We start from the raw sequence: 19,986 nt of genomic DNA on the forward strand, positions 1-19,986 counted from the left end.
CGGTTCCACGGTGTTCCTGGAATGAATACCAGCGTGGCTGGACCGCACTTCGTGATCGGAGAACTCAGATGGAATTCGACTTCGGCGCCGTTCTGGTCGACTGGCGGCTGCTCGCCAAGGGCGTGGCGTGGACCATCGGCCTGACGGCCATCGCCACGCTCATCGGCATGGTGGTGGGCGTGGCCTGCGCCTGGGCCCGCGCCAGCGGACCAGCCTGGCTGCGCTGGGTGGTGGGCACCTATGTGGAGCTGATCCGCAACACGCCCTTCATCGTCCAGCTCTTCTTCATCTTCTTCGGACTGCCGGCCGCGGGCGTCAAGCTCACGCCGGAGACGGCCTCGATCATCGCGATGGTGGCCAACCTCGGCGCCTATGCGACCGAGATCATCCGCGCCGGCATCGAGGCCACGCCCAAGGGGCAGATCGAAGCTGCCGTGAGCCTGGCGCTCAACCGCATGCAGGTGTTCCTGCGCGTGGTGCTGCCACCCGCACTCAAGAAGGTCTGGCCCGCCATGGTGAGCCAGATCATCATCGTCATGCTCGGCTCGGCGGTGTGCAGCCAGATCTCGGTGGAAGACCTGAGCTACGCGGCCAACCTGATCCAGAGCCGCAACTTCCGCGCCTTCGAGGCCTTCATCATCGCCACGCTGATCTACCTGGCGCTGTCGATCGGCCTGCGCCGCCTGCTCAACTGGGCCGGCCCCAAACTCTTCTTCGGCCGCTGACATGAAGCCCACCCCCGATGCGCCTACGGCGCTTCCCCCTCAAGGGGGCGCACCCAGCGGCCTGGCGGAGCCAGTTCCGCGGGCGCCCTGGACTCTGGCCGCGCCGGTTTCATCGGCTGCGCCCAGGCTTCGCGCAACAACACTCGAGGAGCTCCGTCCATGAATGATTTCTCTCTCTGGGACATCCTGCGCAACCTGCTGCTGGCCCTGCGCTGGACCGTGGTGCTCTCGCTGATCGCCTTCGTCGGCGGCGGGCTGGTGGGCGGGCTGCTGCTCTTCCTGCGGCTGCGCGCGGGCAAGTGGCTCGACCGCGCGATCGGCACCTACGTCCAGCTGTTCCAGGGCACGCCGCTGCTCATGCAGCTGTTCCTGGCCTACTTCGGCATCGCACTGATGGGCGTCGAGGTATCGGCATGGACGGCTGCGACCGTGGCGCTCACGCTCTACACCAGTGCCTTCCTCACCGAGATCTGGCGCGGCTGCGTCGCCTCCATTCCCAAGGGGCAATGGGAAGCGTCGGGCAGCCTGGCCCTGACCTTCGGCGAGCAGATGCGCCACGTGATCCTGCCGCAGGCCGTGAAGATCGCGACCGCCCCCACCGTCGGCTTCCTGGTGCAGGTGGTCAAGGGCACGGCACTGGCCTCGGTGATCGGCTTCGTCGAACTCACCAAGGCCGGCAGCATGATTTCCAACGCCACCTTCCAGCCCTTCGTGGTCTTCAGCTGCGTCGCGCTGATGTATTTCGCGCTGTGTTTCCCCATCAGTCTGTTCGCCAAACATCTCGAGAGGAAGACCCATGTCCGCCGTGCTTGATCCATCCGCTTCCACCACCGTCGCCGCTTCCGATGCAGGCGGTGCCCATGTCGTCGCCGGTGCACCCATCGTGCAGATCACGGCGCTGCGCAAGTCCTACGGAACCAACGAGGTGCTCAAGGGCATCGACCTGACCGTCAAGCGCGGCGAGGTGATCGCCATCATCGGCAAGAGCGGCTCGGGCAAGAGCACGCTGCTGCGCTGCATCAACGGGCTGGAGGTGTTCCAGGAGGGCTCGCTCTCGGTGGACAACAAGCCGTTGCTGCACGAGAGCGCGATGGCCATGCGCGAGCTGCGCCAGCGCGTGGGCATGATCTTCCAGGGCTTCAACCTCTTCCCGCACCTCACGGTGGGCAAGAACGTGATGCTCGCACCCACGCTGGTGAAGAAGCGCGGCCAGGTCGAAGCCGCCGCGCAGGCGCGCAAGCTGCTCGCACGTGTCGGCCTGGCCGAGAAGTTCGACGCCATGCCCGACCAGCTCTCGGGCGGCCAGCAGCAGCGCGTGGCCATCGCCCGCGCGCTGGCGATGGAGCCGGCGGTGCTGCTGTGCGACGAGATCACCTCCGCCCTCGACCCCGAACTGGTGGGCGAGGTGCTGCGCGTGGTCGAGTCGCTGGCCGACGAGGGCATGACGCTCCTGATGGTCACGCACGAGATGAGCTTCGCCCGCAAGGTGGGCGACCGCGTGATCTTCATGCACCAGGGCCGCGTCCACGAGATGGGGCCGCCGGCCGAGCTGTTCAGCAATCCTCAAACGCCGGAGCTGAAGCAGTTCCTGTCGTCGCTGCACGACTGACGCCCTGCAGTGCCCCGTCCGGCCGCCGGCCGGAGAATCCACGCCATGCAACTCAAGTGGATGGAAGACTTCATCGTGCTGGCGCAGACCCGCAGCTTCACGCGCGCGGCCGAACTGCGCCATGTCACGCACCCAGCCTTCGGCCGCCGCATCCGCGCGCTGGAGTCGTGGGCCGGAACGGCACTGGTCGAGCGCGGCAGTTCGCCCGTGGCATTGACGCCTGCCGGCGACAGCTTCCTGGAAAACGCCACGCAGGTGGTGCGGGGCGTTGAAGGCTCGCGCGAGGAAATGCGCAGCGTGGCCGGCCGTCAGGCGCGCACGGTGACGGTGGCCACCGGCCGTACCCTGGCACGCACGGTGCTGGCCGACGCGCTGGTGCGGCTGCAACCCGTGCTGCGGCAGGGCGAGGTGCGGGTGCTGACCGGCGCGCTGGCCGAGATCGTTCGCATGCTCGAACACAACGAGGTGGACTTCTCGTTGATCTTCCATCACGCCGCGCTCACCTTCCGGCTCGACGGGCGGCAGTTCGCCCACGCGACAGTCGCCTCCGACAAGCTGGTGCCGGTGTCCCGCACCGATGCGCGCGGCGTTGCGCTCCATGGGTTCGACGTGCCCGGCGACGTGCCCTTCCTGTCGTATGCGCGCACCCTGGCCATGGGCCGCATGGTGGAAGACCTGCTCGTGAACAACATGCAGGCGCCGCGCCTGAAACGCCATATCGAATGCGATTCGGCCGACGCGCTGTATGAATACGTGCTCCGCGGCCTGGGCGTCGCGTGGCTGCCGTGGTCGATGGTGCAGGCGGACTGCAAGGCCGGCCGCCTGATCGCCGTGGGCGGCCGGCGCCTGGAGATCCGCTTCGAGGTGCGGCTGTACCGGCCCAAGCGCCGGCTGGGCGAACTGGCCGAGGCCGTCTGGCACGCGATGACGCCGCGTTGACCAGGCCCCAATCGGCACGGGATCGTGCTCCGACGGCACCACGGTGGGCCGCCGGGATTCGCAGAATTCGCGCAGTCCCACCCAACCCGAGGCACCCACGATGCATCATTTCCGTCCCCTCTTTTCCTGCGTCACCCTGGCCCTGTGCGGCCTGGCCTGGTCGGCCGGCGCTGCCCTGGCCGATGTGTACCCGAGCAAGCCCATCACCCTGGTGGTCGGCTACCCGCCGGGCGGCTCCACCGACCTGACCGGGCGCGCGCTGGGCCTGGAGCTGTCGCAGCGCCTGGGCGTGCCGGTCGTCATCGAGAACGTGGGCGGTGCGGGTGGCGCCATCGGCGCGCAGAAGGTGGCCAATGCCGCGCCCGACGGCTACACGCTGCTGGTCGGTGCCAACAACGAGGTGGCGATCAGCCGACTGGTCAACCCCAGCGTGCGCTACGACCTGAAGGACTTCACGCCCATCGGCCTGGTCGCGTCGCAACCGCTGGTCCTGGTCGCCTCGCCCACGGCCGGCGTGAAGAATGCCAACGACCTGCTGGCGCTGCTGAAGAAGAACCCCGGCAAGTTCAGCTATGGCAGTTCCGGCGTGGGCACCTCGCTGCACCTGGCGGGCGAAATGGTCAAGCAGCAGGGCGGCGTGTTCATGACGCATGTGCCGTACCGGGGCGTGGCCCCGCTCACCAACGACCTGCTCGGCGGCAACATCGAGTTCGGCATGTTCGTGCTCTCCAGTGCCCTGCCCTACATCCGCAACGGCAAGATGGTGGCGCTGGGCACCACCGAGGCGAAGCGTTCGGCCATCACGCCGGACCTGCCCGCACTCGGCGAGAGCCCCGCGCTGAAGGGCCTGGACATCGGCGTCTGGTTCGCCCTGCTGGGGCCGGCCAGGTTGCCTGAGCCGGTGCAGGTCAGCCTCAAGAAGGCGCTGGCCGACATCCTGCAATCGCCCGACTTCCGCAAGAAGATGGAAGCCAGCAGTTCGGTCGTCCCGGCGGTGCCAGTGGACCTTGACCGGTTCCTGGTCTCGGAGACCGCCAAGTACCAGAAGATCGTCCAGTTCGCGAACATCAAGGAGTGAGCGTGCCCCCATCGACATTCGACCTCTCCGCCCCCGACCTGTCGGCCTGGCGGGCCGGCAACACCGGCACCGAAGGCGTGTGGCGCTTCGAAGCGGACGCGGCCGGCCGCCACGTGATGATCTCTGCGCTGGTCCACGGCAACGAGGTCTGCGGCGCCTGGGCCTTGAAGGGTCTGCTGGACGCCGGCGTGCGACCGCAACGCGGCAGCCTCACGCTGGCTTTCTGCAATCTCGAGGCCTTCGATCGCTTCGACCCCGCCGACCATGACGCGTCGCGCTTCGTCGACGAAGACCTCAACCGCCAATGGTCGGCCGATCGCATCGCCGAAGGCGGCACGCGCGAACGCCGCCGCGCCGCCGCGCTGCAGCCGCATCTCGCCCAGGCCGACTGGCTGCTCGACCTGCATTCGATGCACGAGCCTTCCCCGCCGCTGACGCTCACCGGCCCGCTGCCACGCAATCTCGCGCTGGCGCGGCAGTTGCGCAGCCCGGAACACGTCGTCATCGACGCCGGCCACCAGGACGGCGTTCGCATGCGCGACTTCGGCCGCTTCGGTGCGCCCGATGCCGACCCGACGAACGACGCGCTGGCCCTGCTGGTCGAATGCGGCTTTCACGGCGCCCTGGCCAGCCGCACGGTGGCGCAGGACCAGTGCGCACGGATCCTGCGCGCCGCCGGCACGCTCGACGAGGCGGCGATCGCGCAGCAGCTGGCTGGCTGGCTGCAGCCGGATGCCCCGCGCCAGTGGGCGCTGGACGTGACCGGCCCGGTGGTCGCGCGCAGCGCGGACTTCCGCTTCGCCCAGCCCTTCACCGGCCTCGAGGTCATCGCACAGGCCGGCACCGTGATCGGCTGGAACGACGGCGAGCCGGTCACCGCGCCCTACGACGACTGCGTGCTGGTGATGCCCTCCACGCGCCAGGCACGCGCGGGCGTGACGGTGGTGCGCTACGCCCACCGACGGGCGCTCTGACGACAGCGCCCGCAGCGACCTCGGACGGCCGGGGAATCTTTGGACTGTGGCAAGCTCTGAAGGCTATGCACCTCCACGCCAAGCCCCTTGCCACTCGCCGCCAGGCGCTGCACGCTTTGCTGGGCGCTGCCGCTTTGCACGCCCCGTTCGCCGCCCTGGCCGGCTTCAACTTCTTCACCAGCGAATACACCATCGGCCGCGACGAGTTGCAGGCGCAGATCGCCAAGCGCTTCCCGGTGCGCCAGCGCTATGCCGAGCTGTTCTCGGTCAACCTGCGCGACCCGAAGCTGACGCTCGATGCGGCCGGCAACCGTGCAGGGATCACGGCGCTGATGACCATCGGCAGCCCGCTGATCCAGCCGTCGAGCGTCGAGGGCATCGTGTCGGTGAGCAGCGCGCTGAAGTACGACGTGCCGGCCCTGACGCTGCGCCTGCACGACCCGCGCGCCGAGCGCATCGAGCTGCAGGGCCTGACCGGCCGCGATGCCGAGCGGCTGCAGCAGATCGGTGGCCTCGTGGCGCAGGAGCTGCTGCGCGACTACCCGCTGCGCACCTTCAAGCCCGAAGAGCTGACCGTGGGCCGCAAGACGTACGAGATCGGCGACATCACGGTGCAACAGGACGACATCAAAGTGGCGTTGAAATGAAAAGCACACGCGCCGTCTTCGTCGCGACGCTGATGACGCTCGCGCTCACTGCTACCCACGCCTTCGACATCCAGGCGCACCGCGGTGGCCGAGGCCTGTGGCCGGAGAACACGCTGCACGCCTTCGACCAGGCCATCACGCTCGGCGTGAGCACACTCGAGCTCGACATCGCGCTGACGGCCGACGACGTGGTCGTGGTGTCGCACGACATGGCGCTGAACCCGGACCACACGCGCGATGCCACCGGCGCCTGGCTACCCGCCACCGGCCCGCTGATCCGTTCGCTCACGCTGGCCCAGGTGCAGGCCTACGACGTGGGCCGGCTGCAGCCGGGCAGCCAGTACGCGGAGCAGTTCGCCACGCAGGTGCCGAAGGACGGCGAGCGCATCCCGACGCTGGCCGCGGTGTTCGCGCGGGTCAAGGAACGCCGCGCCCACGCGGTGCGCTTCAACATCGAGACCAAGCTGGACCCGACCCGCCCCGGCGACAGCGCCTCGCCCGAAGCGATGGTGCGTGCGCTGCTGGCCGAGATCGACAAGGCCGGCATGGCGGAGCGCGTGACGATCCAGAGCTTCGACTGGCGTTCGCTCGCGCTCGTCGGCCAGTTGGCGCCGACGATGCCACGGGCCTACCTCACGACCGCGCGGACGCTCAAGGACAGCCGCTGGACCGCCGGGCTGAACGCGGCGGACGTCGGTTCGACGCCGCAGTTGGTGAAGGCGGCGGCCGGCGCCACGCCGGGCCAGGTTATCTGGTCGCCGGCCGGCAACACCGTGACCGCCGCGGCGGTGAAGGAAGCGCATGCCCTGGGCTTCCAGGTGATTCCCTGGACCATCAACACGCGCGCCGACATGGCAAACCTGATCGACCTGGGCGTCGACGGGCTGATCAGCGACTTCCCCGACCTGCTGCGCACCGAGGTGCGCCAACGCGGCTTGCCGATGCCGTTGCCGACCGGACCGGTCAACTAGCGGCAGTCAAACATGCCGCGTGGCCGACGTGCCGCGCTCGCCGCGCAGCGGCTGCGCATCGGCCCGTGCGTGCAGCGACTCGATGATGTGGCATTGCGCATCGCTGCCGTCGCAGCTGTTGCGCAACGCGAGCAGGTCTTTCTCCAGCGCGCGCAGTTCGCGCAGCCGTTCGCGCACATGGCCCAGGTGCGCATCGAGCGCGACGCAGGCGGCGTCGCAATCGGTCTTGCTGCGCAGATCGAGCCCGAGCAGCGTGCGCACCTCGTCCAGCGACATGTCCATGGCCCGGCACAGGCGGATGAAGCGCAGCGTGTGCACGTCGGCATCGCTGTAGAGCCGGTAGCTGTTGTCGCTGCGGCCCTGCGGTGCCATCAGGCCCTGCTTCTCGTAATAGCGGATGTTGGCAGCGCTCACCCCACTGGCGTGCGCGGCCTCGCCGATGCGTAAACCTTCAGCGACTCGCGGCATGGGAGCAGACATGGCTTGACCTTCAAGTGACTTCAACGTTTCCAATCGTGGCACATCTTCAGAAACGAGAAAGCGCACGCCCCGAATGTCCCAGGACCACGCCTCCGTTACGACCGCGCCACGGCGCCCGGTGAACGACACTGCCGCGCCCGCGGCCGGCTGCGAAAGCTGCTGCGGCGCTCCAGTGCGGCTGCGCCCCGCCAGCGCGCCAGTGCCGCCCGCCCATGGCGAGGCCGGACACGACCATGACCACGACCACGCGCATGACGCCCCAGGCGGCGACGGGCACGACCACGGCCCCCTGCCCGCGCTGCCGCGCATCATCGCTGCGCTGGTCGTCGCGGTGCTGGCCGAGGGGGGCCACCTGCTCCTGCCCGAGACCACCGTGGGCCGCATCGGCGGCATGGTGCTCGCGGCGGTGGCCATCGCGCTGGCCGGCACCGGCATCTACCGAAGCGGCCTGAAATCGCTGCTGCGCGGCAAGCTGGGCATCGACGCGCTGATGGCGGTGGCGGTCACCGGCGCCTTCCTCATCGGCCAGTGGCCCGAAGCGGCGATGGTGATGGCGCTCTACGCCCTGGCCGAATTCATCGAGCACAAGGCGGCCGACCGCGCGCGCAACGCCATCGGCGGCCTGATGGCGCTGGCGCCGGACGAGGCCGAGGTGCGCGGCGCCGACGGCGCCTGGCAGCGCGTGGCGGCACGCAGCGTGGCGGTCGACGCGGTGGTGCGCATCCGACCCGGCGAGCGCGTGCCGCTCGACGGCGTGGTGACCGCCGGCAGCAGCGCGGTCGACCAGGCAAGCGTCACCGGCGAGAGCATCCCGGTGGACAAGGCCGTCGGCGATGCGGTCTTCGCCGCCACGGTCAACCAGACCGGCGAGCTGGAGATGCGCGTGACCGCGGCGGCCGGGCACACCACGCTCGATCGCATCATCGAATCGGTCGAGCAGGCGCAGGCCTCGCGGGCGCCGACGCAGCGCTTCGTCGAGCGCTTCGCTGCGGTCTACACGCCGGCCGTGTTCGCGCTGGCCGTGCTCGTCGCGGTGCTGCCGCCGCTGCTGCTCGACTGGGCCTGGCTCGACGCGATCTACAAGGCCCTGGTGCTGCTGGTCATCGCCTGCCCGTGCGCGCTGGTGATCTCGACGCCGGTGACGGTCGTGAGCGGCCTGACCGCCGCGGCGCGGCGCGGCATCCTCATCAAGGGCGGCACGCACCTCGAAGGCGCGCGCAAGCTGCGCGCGGTGGCGTTCGACAAGACCGGCACGCTGACCGAAGGCAAGCCCACGCTGGTCGCCTTCCAGGCCTGGAGCGATGCGGACGAAGCACAGGCGCGCGGTGCCGCGGGCAGCCTGGCCGGACGCTCCGACCACCCGGTGTCGAAGGCGATCGCCGCGGGCATCGACCTGCCGCGTGAAGAGGTGACGGACGTCCAAGCCCTGGCCGGGCGCGGCACCGAAGGCCGCATCGGCGGCCGCACGCTGGTGCTTGGCAACCTGCGGCTGATCGACGAGCGCGGGCTGCGCAGCGACGCGCTGGTGCAGGCCCTGGCCGCGCACGAGCGGCAAGGCCGCACCGTGACGCTGCTGGCCGACGAACACGCGGTGCTCGGGCTCTTCGCGGTCGCCGACACCGTGAAGCCCGGCTCGCGCCAGGCGGTGGCCGACCTGAAGGCGATGGGCGTGACGCCCGTGATGCTGACCGGCGACAACGCCCTCACCGCCCGCGCCGTGGCCGATGCCGCCGGCATCGACGACGCGCGCGGCGACCTGCTGCCGGGCGACAAGCTCCAGGCCGTGCAGGCCATGCGCCAACGCTATGGCATGACCGGCATGACCGGCGACGGCATCAACGACGCACCCGCGCTGGCGCAGGCCGACATCGGCTTCGCGATGGGCGCCGCCGGCACCGACATCGCGATGGAGGCGGCCGATGTCGTGATCATGAACGACGACCTCGGTCGCATCGCCGAGACCATCCGCCTGTCGCGCCGCACGCACACGGTGCTGTGGCAGAACATCTCGCTCGCCCTGGGCATCAAGGTGGTGTTCTTCGCACTCGCCGTTTTCGGCAGCGCGACCATGTGGATGGCGGTGTTCGCGGACATGGGGGCGAGCCTGCTGGTGGTGGCCAACGGCTTGAGGCTGCTGCGCAGCGCCTAGCGGACCGTCCGCCCGGCCGGCGCGCTCGCCGGCGCGAGCAGCATGTCCGCGAATGCGCGCCCTTTCGCGATGATGTGTTCGCGCATGGCCTGGGCGGCGCGCTCCGCATCGCTGTCGACAATGGCCGCCACCACCGCGTCGTGCTCCATGGCCGCCGACTGCAACCGGCCCGGTTGGTCACGCACCCGGCGACGGAAGGCCGCCAACCGCAGCCGCAACTGCCGCACCTGTTCCACGACGACCGGATTGCCGCAGCCCTCGTACAGCGCCTCGTGAAAGTGCTGGTTCTCGGTTTCGTAGCCATGCCGGTCGCCGGCCGCCGCCGCATGGCGCGTCGCTTCGGTCAGGCGCTGCATCCGGTCGCGCTGCTCGGGATCCATGCGGAGCGCGCAAAGGCGCGCCACCACGGCTTCGAGTTCCGACAGCGCCTCCAGCATGCTCACGAGCTCCGAGGCCGCAGGCGCGTGGACGTGAATACCCGAGCGGGGGACGATGCGCACCAGGTGCTGCGCCGCCAGGGTGAGCAGCGCCTCGCGGACCGGCGTGCGCGACACCCCGAAACGGTCGGCCAGCGCTTTCTCGTCGACCGCATCGCCAGGCAGCAATTCGCCCGCTTCGATCGCCTGCAGCAACGCCGACCGGATGCGCTCCGGCTGGCTGGTCGCGTCACCGGCACTGGTTTCCTCTAGTTGCATATCAATCGGCTCTCTGAATATATTAGATTCTCAATCTGATATTTCTATGCGGCGACCCTGCCGATCATACGAAGGAGACGAAACCATGCAATCGAAACTCGCCGCAGTCGCCCTGTGCCTCGCTGCGCTCGCGGCACCCGCTGCGGCCCAGCCTGCCTATCCCGACCGCCCGGTCACCATGATCGTTCCGGTTCCCCCGGGTGGCATTCTCGACACCGTGGCGCGCATGGTCGTGCCCTCGATGGGGCAGACCCTCGGCCAGCCGGTGGTGATCGACAACCGCGCCGGGGCGGGCGGCAACATCGCGGCGAGCGCCGTGGCGCGGGCCGCGCCCGACGGCTACACCCTGCTGGTCGGCTATTCGATGTTCCACGTCGGCAACCCGTCGATGTATTCGAACCTCACCTGGGACCCGCTGCGCGACTTCGTGCCCGTGGGCATGCTGGTGGTGTCGCCGCACGTCGTGGCCGTGCACCCGTCGACCCCGGTGAAGAACCTGCGCGAACTGGTCGACTACGCCAAGGCCAATCCCGGCAAGCTGAATTACGCGACCTCGGGCACGGGCTCGGTCCCGCACGTGGGCGTGGAACTGTTCAAGCAGCTCAACCACATCGACATCGTGCATGTGCCCTACAAGGGCGCCGGGCCGGCGATGCAGGACGTGATCGCAGGCAACGTCCAGATGACGGTGGCCACACCGCCGTCCGTGATGGGCTTCGTGCAGAACGGCAAGGTGCGCGCGCTCGCCGTGGCCGCCAAGCAGCGTCTGCCGCAAATGCCCGATGTGCCGACATCTGCCGAGGCAGGCTTCCCGGGCTTCGAGCTCGAAGCCTGGGTGGCTCTGTTCGCGCCCAAGGGCACGCCGCCGGCTGCGATCGCCAAGCTCACCGAGGCCGCAAAGATCGCCTTGCAAACGCCGCAGGTCAAGAAATCGGCCGAAGCCGCCGGCGTCGAGATCCGCTACATGCCCCCGACGCAACTCGATGCCGTCGTGCGCAAGGACATCCAGTACTGGTCCAAGGTCATCAAGACGGCCAACATCCGGGCCGACTGACGCCTCGCGGCCTTCTCACGCTTTCCATCCTCATCGACGCCAACACCATGACCGATACCTTCTCACCGACACCCGACGCCGACTTCGTCGCGCGCGCCTTGCGCCTGGACTGCGCCGCCCTGAGCGATGCGCTGGACCGCTCCGGCATCGTCGGCCAGTGCTACGAGATCAGCCCGCGCGACCCCGGCTTCCGGATGGCGGGCCATGCCTACACGGTGCTCTACCGGCCAGCCGGCCACGACGAGGACGGCTTCGTCGGCGACTTCATCGACGACGTGCCGCCCGGGAGCGTGATCACGATCGACAACCGTGGCCGCGACACGATGGGCACCTGGGGCAACATCCTCACCGAGATGGCGCACCACCGCGGCATGGCCGGCACGGTGATCGACGGCATCAACCGCGATGTCGCGCTGTGCCGCGAACTGAACTACCCGATCTTCAGCAAGGGCCACTGGATGCGCACCGGCAAGGGCCGCATCCAGCTCGCCGGACTCCAGGTGCCGGTGCAGATCGGCGGCGTGAACGTGCACCCGGGCGACCTGCTGCGCGGCGATGCCGACGGCGTGGTCGTCATCCCGCAGGCGATGCAGGCGCAGGTGCTGCAGTACGCCGAGGAAATCACCGAACAAGAGAACGCCATTCGCGCCGGCATCCGTGCCGGCCTGCGGATGGACGAAGCCCGCCGCCGGTACCACTACCACCATCTGCAGAACCCCGGCTACGACAAGCTGCGCTGAGGCGGCGACACGCCCAGGCTCGCTCTCTTTCACCTCCAGGACATGCCATGACACGACCTCTTTTTTTCTCCACCATCGCGGGCAGCCTGCCCAAGCCGGCCTGGCTGTCGGAAACCCAGAAGCTCTGGCCGCAATGGCGCGCCGAGGGGGCCGAACTCGCGCAGGCCAAGGCCGACGCGACACTGCTGTGGATCAAGGCGCAGGAAGACGCCGGCCTGGACGTGATCGGCGACGGGGAACAATCACGTCAGCACTTCGTGCACGGTTTCCTCGAGCAGGTCGAAGGCATCGACTTCGAGCACAAGGTGAAGATGGGCATCCGCAACAACCGGTATGACGCGATGGTCCCGCAGGTGGTCGCGCCCTTGCGCCTGAAAGGCCGCGTTCACGCGACCGAGGCGCGCCTGCTGCGTGCGCACACCGATCGCAAGATCAAGTTCACGCTGCCCGGCCCCATGACCATCGTCGACACCGTGGCGGACCAGTACTACGGCGACCGCGTGAAGATGGCGATGGCGTTTGCGGAACTGTTGAACCAGGAAGCGCTGGCGCTGCAGGCCGACGGCGTGGACATCGTGCAGTTCGACGAGCCCGCCTTCAACGTCTACATGAAGGAGGCGGCCGACTGGGGCGTGAAGGCGCTAGAGCGCGCCGCCCAGGGCCTGACCTGCACCACGGCCGTGCACATCTGCTACGGCTACGGCATCAAGGCCAACGTCGACTGGAAAGCCTCGCTCGGGGAGGAGTGGCGCCAGTACGAGGACGTGTTCCCCGCACTCGCGAAGAGCAGCATCGACCAGGTCAGCCTCGAGTGCTTCCACTCGCATGTACCGCCGCATCTGATGAAGCTGCTGGACGGCAAGGACGTCATGGTCGGCGTGATCGACGTCGCGAGCGACGACATCGAGACGCCCGAGCAGGTGGCGGACACCATCGGCCAGGCGCTTCAGTACGTGCCCAAGGACCGGCTTCTGCCCTGCACCAACTGCGGCCTGGCGCCCATGGATCGCGCGGTGGCACTGGCGAAGCTCAAAGCCCTGGCGGACGGTGCCGCCCTGGCACGTCGACGCTACGGCTGAGGCCCCCCGGCGCCCGGGGCGCATACCGATCCGCCGACCTGGGCTCGCGAACCCCGGTCGGCCATGTGTCGCGTCCCGCCCACAGCACGGGAACGCTTCTGCGCAGTTGTGCACAAGACCGGAGGCCATGTCCTTCGGACGCGTCGAACCGCAACGGCTTCTACGTATCCTCGGTGCGCCCCTCGACTGCCCGCGCGACGTCCTTGCCTTCAGTCGCCACGACGACCGTGACCGGAACACGATGAACCACACAGCGTTCCTTGACGCGCACTACAACTTCAGCATCGTGGCGGCTTCGGTCTTCATCGCGGTGCTCGCCTCGTATGTCACCCTCGACCTCTCGCTGCGCGTACGGACGGCGAGCGGCGGGTTGAACCACATCTGGTGGGTCGCGGGTTCGCTGGTCATGGGCACCGGGATCTGGTCCATGCATTTCGTCGGCATGATGGCCTTCGACCTTCCCATCGAACTGGGGTACACGGTCCTGATGACGGGGCTGTCGTGGATCGCGGCAGTCGCCGCCGCCGCCATCGCCTTGCACATGGCGAGCGAGGGCCGCTACAGCGTCAGGTCGCTGCTCTGCGCGTCGCTCGCCATGGGGCTGGGCATCACCGGCATGCACTACATCGGGATGGCCGCGCTCGACCTCACGATCCCGATCGTCTGGGAGCTGCGCCTGGTGGCGCTGTCGTTCGCCATCGCGGTGGTCGCGTCGGCCGCGGCGCTGCTCATCTTTCGGCTGCTGCTCAGGATCAGTGCGGATCGGCGACTCCTCACGCAGGGCGCTGCCGCCGTCGTCATGGGCGCTGCGATCTGCAGCATGCACTACACGGGCATGGCCGCCGCGCACTTTCCCGAGGGCACCGTCTGCATCAGTGCGAATGCCCTGGCAGGCGACGGTCTCACGGCCGTCTTGATCGTGGCGACATCGATGCTGCTGTTGGGCGCATTGCTGGCCTCCATGCTGGAAGCACGCCTCCAGGTCATTGCACGGAGGCTGGCCGGCTCGCTCAAGGAAGCCAACACCCAGCTGGAATTTGCCAACGAAGAGCTTACCCGACGTGCCTTCTCCGACGCACTGACCGGGCTGCCGAACCGCCGCCTGTTCGAAGAGCGTCTGACGCACGCGGTTCAGCGCCTCAGGCGCCCAGGCGTGTCGGCGGAGGGGCGGCTGGCTGTTTTCTTCATCGATCTCGACGGCTTCAAGCCCGTCAACGATTCGTTCGGGCACGCGGCCGGCGACGAGGTTCTCAAGGCCACCGCCTCGCGCCTGACCGGACTGGTCCGAAGTGGCGACACCGTGGCTCGCATCGGCGGCGACGAATTCCTGGTCCTGCTCGACGAACTGGCCGACCGGGCGGCGTGCGAGCGGTTCGCCGGGCGCATCCTGGAGGCCATCGCGGAGCCCTTCATCGTTGCAGGCCAAGCGGTGAAGATCGCGTGCTCCATCGGTGTGGCGACCATGGAACGGGATGCCGAGGACGTCCGGCTCATCACGAATGCGGACGCCGCAATGTACGCCGCCAAGCGCGTCGGTGGCGCGGGCTTTGCGCTTTTCGAGGATGGCATGGTCGTGGATGCGGCGCTGCAGCTCACGCTGCAAAGCGACCTGCGCGGTGCGCTGGACCGCGGTCAGTTCGAGCTGTACTACCAACCGAAGATCGATGCCCGCAAGAATGTGGTCACCGGGGTCGAGGCGCTGGTGCGCTGGAATCATCCGACGCGCGGTGTCGTCGGCCCGCAGGAGTTCATTCCGACCGCGGAGCGAAGCGGGCTCATCGTGCGCCTCGGTCGGTGGGTGCTGGACGAGGCATGCCGACAGATCGCCGACTGGCAATCGCAGGGGCGCGACTTGAATGTGGCAGTGAACCTCTCCGTGATTCAACTGGCGGACGCCTCGCTGCTGGACGATGTGCGGGAATCGCTGGCCAGGCACAACGTGCCGGCATCGCGGCTGCTCTGCGAAGTGACGGAATCCCTTCTTCTCGAGAACACCCAGGCGACTGCCAGAACGCTGGTCGGCTTGCGCGCCCTGGGCGTGCACCTCTCCGTCGATGACTTCGGCACGGGCTATTCCAACCTGACCCAGCTCAAGGATCTCCCGGCCCGGCAGTTGAAGATCGATCGAACGTTCATCCAGGAACTGGAAACGCGGAGCGAGGCCCGTGCCGTGGTGGCATCGGTGATTCAGCTGGCGCACGCGCTGCATCTGACCGTTGTGGCCGAAGGTGTCGAGACCGCCGGCCAGCGAGACCTCCTCAAGGCGATGGGTTGCGATGAGCTGCAGGGCTACTTCTACGCCAGACCGATGCAGGCAGCGATGATGCAGTCCTGGTCGATCGATGCACCGTTGGCCCTCTCGCGCACGCTGATCGCCCCGCCGCTGGCCACGCCTGCCTGAGGCGTCGGCCCGCGCAGCCACCGGGCCCCGCCAGCGTCGGCGCTATCATCCCAACCATGCGTCTGCTGGTGCTCGTCCTCGCCATCGTCCTGCTGCCCCTGCGCGGCTGGCTGGGCGACGCCATGATGCTCGCGCCGGTGCAGCCGGCCACAGCCGGCCACGCGATGCACGCCACGGCCGATGGCGCCATGGCAGCGCATGCGATGCATGGCATGCCGTCGCCCGACAGCCATGACATGCATGCAGCCCATGCCGCGATGGACCCCGGTGCCACGCATGACGGCACCGACAGCCCCCACGCCGCGCACACCACTTGCGACACCTGCCAGTTCTGCCATTCCGTCGCGGTGACGGCCTGGCCCGAGGTGCCGATGCCGGCCGCAGCGCCGGCCCATGCGCCGATCGCAGGCACCATGCACTTCGCCAGCGCCGAAGCCGTTCAGGGCTTCAAGCCGCCCATTTCCTGATCTCCCTGCCCGCAGTCCGTCCGCAGTTCGCCCGTTCGGGGTGGCATGCGGCCGCTTCCTCGCTCGTGGAGATCCATCGTGTCCCTTGTTCATCGCCCCTTCCGGGGCCGGCCGCGCCGTTCTGACGGCGACCGTCCCCCGCTTTCCCTCACGCATCGTGCGGCGGCGGCCGCGCTCGCGCTCTCGCTGGCGGGGTGCGCCAGCGTTTCGCCCGACGGGGGCGAGCGCGACGTGCAGGCGCTCGTCGCGCGCAACCCCATCGTCGGCGACGCCGCACCGCGCCGCGCCCCCGACGACGCCAGTCGCCAGGCGGTCGACGCCCTGCTCGCGCAACCGCTCGACGCGCAGGCCGCCGTGCGCATCGCGCTGGCCCACGGCCCGCGAATGCAGGAGGCCTTCGCCACACTGCAGCTGAGCGACGCCGACCGCGCGCAGGCGGCATCGTTGCCCAACCCGGTGTTCGCCTTCGGCCGTCTGCGCGAAGGGCGCGAGCTGGAGCTGGACCGTGCCTTGAGCTTCAACGTGCTGGGCCTGCTCACCCTGCCCTGGCAGGCCCGCTGGGCCGGCCAGCGCCACGAGGTCGCCAAGCTGCAGGCCGCGCAAAGCGTGCTGCAGCTGGCGGCAGACACCCGCCGCGCCTGGGTGCGCGCGGTCGCCGCGCAGCAGGCGGTGGTCTACCTGCGCGACGGCCAGGCCGCGGCCGAGGCCGGCGCCGATCTGGCACATCGCATGGCACGGGTCGGCAACTGGAGCGCGCTGCAGCGCACGCGCGAACAGCTGCTGCTGGCCGACGCATCGGCCCAGCTCGCGCGCGCCGAGCAAAACGCGCTCGCCAGCCGCGAACAGCTGACCCGCCTGATGGGCCTGACGAGCGCGCAGTCGGCGTACCGCCTGCCCGACCGTCTGCCACCGCTGCCGGTTTCGATGCCCACGCTGACGGACGTGCAGGCCAGCGCGCTGCGCGACCGACTCGACGTGCGCGCCGCGCAGGCGCAGGCCGCGGCCACCGCCGATTCGCTCGGCCTCACGCAGGCCACGCGCTTCGTCGATGCGCTGGAAATCGGTGCCGTGCGCAACACCACCTTCTCGAACGACGCTGACGGTGGCCGCAGCACGCAGCGCGGCGTCGAACTCGCGCTGCCGATCCCGCTCTTCGACTGGGGCCTGGCGCGCAACGCACGCGCCGAGGCGCTCTATGGCCAGTCGGCCGCCCGCGTGCGCGCCACCGGCCTTCTGGCCGCGAGCGAGTCGCGCGAAGCCTACGGCGGCTGGCGCAGCGCCTGGGACGTGGCGCATCGCTACCAGACCGAGGTGCTGCCGCTGCGCCAGAAGGTCAACGACGAGATGCTACTGCGCTACAACGGCATGCTTTCGAGCGTGTGGGAACTGCTCGCCGAGACACGCGCCAGCATGTTGGCCGTGAACGCGGCCATGGACGCGCAGCGCGATTTCTGGCTGGCCGATACCGACCTGCAACTCGCGCTCACCGGCAGTTCGCCCGCAGGCCTCAACGCCCTGCAAACCTCCGGCGACAGCGTCGCCACCAACCCCGCAGGAGCCCACTGATGGACCGCCGCCACTTCTTCACCGGCGCGGCCACGGCCGTGGCCGCCGCCAGCGTCAGCCGCGTCGCGCTCGCTGCCTTGCCCGACGCGCACACGCAGTCGTCGACCGCTACCGCTGCCCCGCTGCTGCCGCCCGACGGCCGCCCCTACAACCCGGTCGTCACACTCAACGGCTGGACGCTGCCTTGGCGCATGAACGGCAACGTCAAGGAATTCCACCTGGTCGCCGAGCCGGTGGTGCGCGAGATGGCGCCCGGCTTCAAGGTCAACATGTGGGGCTACAACGGCCAGTCGCCCGGCCCGACGATCGAGGTGGTCGAAGGCGACCGCGTGCGCATCTTCGTGACCAACCGGCTGCCCGAGCACACCACCGTGCACTGGCACGGCCAGCGCCTGCCCAACGGCATGGACGGCGTCGGCGGCATCACGCAGCCGCACATCCCACCGGGCAAGACCTTCGCCTACGAGTTCGTCGCGCGCCGGCCCGGCACCTTCATGTACCACCCGCATGCGGACGAGATGACGCAGATGGCGATGGGCATGATGGGTTTCTGGGTGACGCATCCGAAGGCGCGGCATCCGCTGATCGCCGAAGTGCAACGAGACTTCTGCTTCCTGCTCGGCAGTTTCGACGTCGAGCCCGGCAGCGCGACACCCAAGGTCAACACCATGACCGACTTCAACACCTGGGCCTTCAACAGCCGCGTGTTCCCGGGCATCGACTCGCTCAACGTGCGCCGCGGCGACCGGGTGCGCATCCGCGTGGGCAACCTCACGATGACGAACCACCCGATCCACGTGCACGGCCACGAGTTCGAGGTGACCGGCACCGACGGCGGCCCGGTGCCGAAGACGGCGCGCTGGCCCGAGGTGACGACCGACATCGCGGTCGGCCAGATGCGCCAGGTCGAGTTCATCGCCGACGAGGAAGGCGACTGGGCACTGCATTGCCACAAGAGCCACCACACGATGGGGCCGATGGGCCACGAGGTGCCGACCATGATCGGCGTCGACCACCGCGGCATCGCCGAGAAGATCCAGAAGCTGGTGCCCGACTACATGGTGATGGGCGACAAGGGCATGGCCGACATGGGTGCGATGGAGATGCCGCTGCCCGACAACACGCTGCCCATGATGGCCGGCCAGGGCCCCTTCGGCCCTGCCGAGATGGGCGGCATGTTCACGCTGCTGAAGGTGCGGCGCGACCAGCGGCCCGGCGACTACCGCGACCCCGGTTGGTTCAAGCACCCGGCCGGCACGGTCGCGCGCGAAGTGCCCGGCGACAGCGCGCCGCCCGCCGCCTCACCGGCCACGCCCCCCGCCACGGGGAGCCCCGACGCCACGGTGCGCAGACCCGCCGGCCATGGCGGCCACGCGCATTGAACCCCTCCACTTTTTTCTCGAAGGATTCCAGATGAAGCTCTTACGAACACTTGTCGCGAGTGCCCTGCTCGCCGCGCCGGCCTTCGCCCTGGCGCATGAAGCGCACACGCCCCGCGCCGCGCAGGCCGCGCTGCCGCCCGAGCAGCAGGCCTGGGGCATCGCCGGCGAGCCCGGGGCCGTGCGCCGCACCATCGACATCGCCATGACCGACGACATGCGCTTCACACCGTCGGTGATCGAGGTGCGCGAAGGCGAGACCGTTCGCCTGCGCCTGCGCAACCGTGGCAAGGAACTGCACGAGCTGGTGCTCGGCACCCGCGCGACCATCGACGAGCACGCCGAACAGATGAAGAAGCACCCGACCATGGAGCACGACGACCCATGGATGGCGCATGTGAAGGCCGGTCAAACCGGCGAGCTGGTGTGGCACTTCAACCGCCCCGGCGACTTCGACTTCGCCTGCCTCGTCGACGACCACTACGAACTCGGCATGGCCGGGCGCGTGCACGTGCGGCCCGCCCGATGAAGCCGCCAATCGATACGGAGATCCTCATGAAAAGACGCGCGCTTCTGCGCCACACGCCCCTCGCCCTGCTCGCCGTCGGCACGCTGCTGTCGCCCCGCGCCTTTGCGGCCGCACCGATGGTCGACATCTGGAAAGACCCCAACTGCGGCTGCTGCCTCGACTGGGTCAAGCACCTCAACGCCAACGGCTTCGCCACACGCGTGCACGACGAAGGCAATGCCGCGGCGCGCCAACGCCTGGGCATCCCCGCAAAGTTCGGCTCCTGCCATACCGGCCAGGTCGACGGCTACGCCATCGAGGGACACGTGCCCGCAGCCGACCTGCGACGACTGCTCAAGGAGCGACCCCGCGCCGTGGGCCTCGCCGTGCCCGGCATGCCGATCGGCGCGCCGGGCATGGACGGCGCGGCGTACGGCGGCCAGCGCGACCCCTACGACGTGCTGCTGGTGCTGGCCGATGGTGGCTCGCGTGTCTTCAGCAGCCACCGTTGAACCCGCCGACGAA

20 protein-coding genes are annotated in these 19,986 nt (G+C 69.1%); 18 read left to right on the forward strand and 2 right to left on the reverse strand.

Annotation, left to right across the window (positions count from 1 at the left end):
* The first annotated feature begins 68 nt into the window (after window positions 1-68).
* The 8 genes from QTH86_RS23135 to QTH86_RS23170 all read left to right on the forward strand — a co-directional run bounded on the left by QTH86_RS23135 (window position 69) and on the right by QTH86_RS23170 (window position 6,943).
* Window positions 69-725 carry an amino acid ABC transporter permease gene (locus tag QTH86_RS23135; protein ID WP_286648515.1) on the forward strand — a complete coding sequence of 219 codons (657 nt, stop codon included), beginning with the start codon at window positions 69-71 and terminating at the stop codon, window positions 723-725.
* 159 nt (window positions 726-884) lie between these two features.
* Window positions 885-1,538, forward strand: coding sequence for an amino acid ABC transporter permease (locus QTH86_RS23140; protein WP_286648516.1), 654 nt, complete (start codon window positions 885-887; stop codon window positions 1,536-1,538).
* Window positions 1,522-2,334, forward strand: coding sequence for an amino acid ABC transporter ATP-binding protein (locus tag QTH86_RS23145; protein WP_286648517.1), 813 nt, complete (start codon window positions 1,522-1,524; stop codon window positions 2,332-2,334). Before QTH86_RS23140 ends, QTH86_RS23145 begins: the two co-directional genes overlap by 17 nt.
* Window positions 2,335-2,379: 45 nt before the next feature.
* The gene (locus tag QTH86_RS23150; protein WP_286648518.1) at window positions 2,380-3,273 is read left to right on the forward strand and encodes a LysR family transcriptional regulator; all 894 of its coding nucleotides are present in this window, start codon (window positions 2,380-2,382) and stop codon (window positions 3,271-3,273) included.
* 100 nt (window positions 3,274-3,373) lie between these two features.
* On the forward strand, window positions 3,374-4,351 hold the full coding sequence (locus QTH86_RS23155; RefSeq protein ID WP_286648519.1) for a Bug family tripartite tricarboxylate transporter substrate binding protein: 978 nt from the start codon (window positions 3,374-3,376) through the stop codon (window positions 4,349-4,351).
* A gap of 2 nt (window positions 4,352-4,353) precedes the next feature.
* The gene (locus tag QTH86_RS23160) at window positions 4,354-5,325 is read left to right on the forward strand and encodes a M14 family metallopeptidase (RefSeq protein ID WP_444814052.1); all 972 of its coding nucleotides are present in this window, start codon (window positions 4,354-4,356) and stop codon (window positions 5,323-5,325) included.
* 65 nt (window positions 5,326-5,390) lie between these two features.
* On the forward strand, window positions 5,391-5,972 hold the full coding sequence (locus tag QTH86_RS23165; protein ID WP_286648521.1) for a DUF1439 domain-containing protein: 582 nt from the start codon (window positions 5,391-5,393) through the stop codon (window positions 5,970-5,972).
* Window positions 5,969-6,943 carry a glycerophosphodiester phosphodiesterase gene (locus tag QTH86_RS23170; RefSeq protein WP_286648522.1) on the forward strand — a complete coding sequence of 325 codons (975 nt, stop codon included), beginning with the start codon at window positions 5,969-5,971 and terminating at the stop codon, window positions 6,941-6,943. The genes QTH86_RS23165 and QTH86_RS23170 overlap by 4 nt, the downstream gene beginning before the upstream one ends.
* A gap of 6 nt (window positions 6,944-6,949) precedes the next feature.
* Here the strand turns inward: QTH86_RS23170 and QTH86_RS23175 are convergent, their stop codons facing one another.
* Window positions 6,950-7,423, reverse strand: coding sequence for a Cd(II)/Pb(II)-responsive transcriptional regulator (locus tag QTH86_RS23175; protein ID WP_286649426.1), 474 nt, complete (start codon window positions 7,421-7,423; stop codon window positions 6,950-6,952).
* Between the two features lie 73 nt (window positions 7,424-7,496).
* On the opposite strand from QTH86_RS23175, the gene QTH86_RS23180 reads away from it, so the two are divergent.
* Window positions 7,497-9,572, forward strand: coding sequence for a heavy metal translocating P-type ATPase (locus QTH86_RS23180; RefSeq protein WP_286648524.1), 2,076 nt, complete (start codon window positions 7,497-7,499; stop codon window positions 9,570-9,572).
* Here QTH86_RS23180 and QTH86_RS23185 read toward each other — a convergent pair.
* Window positions 9,569-10,267 carry a GntR family transcriptional regulator gene (locus QTH86_RS23185; protein ID WP_286648525.1) on the reverse strand — a complete coding sequence of 233 codons (699 nt, stop codon included), beginning with the start codon at window positions 10,265-10,267 and terminating at the stop codon, window positions 9,569-9,571. The two genes, QTH86_RS23180 and QTH86_RS23185, sit on opposite strands and share 4 nt — an antisense overlap.
* A gap of 85 nt (window positions 10,268-10,352) precedes the next feature.
* Here QTH86_RS23185 and QTH86_RS23190 point away from each other — a divergent pair, with 85 nt between their 5' ends.
* The 9 genes from QTH86_RS23190 (at window position 10,353) to QTH86_RS23230 (ending at window position 19,973) form a co-directional block, all read left to right on the forward strand.
* Window positions 10,353-11,321, forward strand: a complete 969-nt coding sequence (locus QTH86_RS23190) for a Bug family tripartite tricarboxylate transporter substrate binding protein (protein ID WP_286648526.1) — start codon at window positions 10,353-10,355, stop codon at window positions 11,319-11,321.
* 47 nt (window positions 11,322-11,368) lie between these two features.
* A complete protein-coding gene (locus QTH86_RS23195) occupies window positions 11,369-12,061 on the forward strand; it encodes an RraA family protein (protein WP_286648527.1) in 693 nt (230 codons plus the stop codon).
* Window positions 12,062-12,108: 47 nt separating this feature from the next.
* Window positions 12,109-13,140 carry a methionine synthase gene (locus QTH86_RS23200; RefSeq protein ID WP_286648528.1) on the forward strand — a complete coding sequence of 344 codons (1,032 nt, stop codon included), beginning with the start codon at window positions 12,109-12,111 and terminating at the stop codon, window positions 13,138-13,140.
* A gap of 127 nt (window positions 13,141-13,267) precedes the next feature.
* Window positions 13,268-15,541, forward strand: a complete 2,274-nt coding sequence (locus QTH86_RS23205) for a putative bifunctional diguanylate cyclase/phosphodiesterase (protein WP_286648529.1) — start codon at window positions 13,268-13,270, stop codon at window positions 15,539-15,541.
* 56 nt (window positions 15,542-15,597) lie between these two features.
* Window positions 15,598-16,008: a hypothetical protein gene (locus tag QTH86_RS23210; RefSeq protein ID WP_286648530.1), complete on the forward strand. Its 411-nt coding sequence runs from the start codon at window positions 15,598-15,600 to the stop codon at window positions 16,006-16,008.
* A gap of 78 nt (window positions 16,009-16,086) precedes the next feature.
* The gene (locus QTH86_RS23215; RefSeq protein ID WP_286648531.1) at window positions 16,087-17,574 is read left to right on the forward strand and encodes a TolC family protein; all 1,488 of its coding nucleotides are present in this window, start codon (window positions 16,087-16,089) and stop codon (window positions 17,572-17,574) included.
* A complete protein-coding gene (locus QTH86_RS23220; RefSeq protein WP_286648532.1) occupies window positions 17,574-18,956 on the forward strand; it encodes a multicopper oxidase family protein in 1,383 nt (460 codons plus the stop codon). The genes QTH86_RS23215 and QTH86_RS23220 overlap by 1 nt, the downstream gene beginning before the upstream one ends.
* A gap of 31 nt (window positions 18,957-18,987) precedes the next feature.
* Window positions 18,988-19,482, forward strand: coding sequence for a cupredoxin domain-containing protein (locus tag QTH86_RS23225; protein WP_286648533.1), 495 nt, complete (start codon window positions 18,988-18,990; stop codon window positions 19,480-19,482).
* Between the two features lie 26 nt (window positions 19,483-19,508).
* Window positions 19,509-19,973, forward strand: coding sequence for a DUF411 domain-containing protein (locus QTH86_RS23230; protein WP_286648534.1), 465 nt, complete (start codon window positions 19,509-19,511; stop codon window positions 19,971-19,973).
* Window positions 19,974-19,986 lie beyond the last annotated feature (13 nt).

This window comes from Variovorax sp. J2L1-78 (assembly GCF_030317205.1).
Taxonomy (GTDB): Bacteria; Pseudomonadota; Gammaproteobacteria; order Burkholderiales; family Burkholderiaceae_C; genus Variovorax; species Variovorax arabinosiphilus.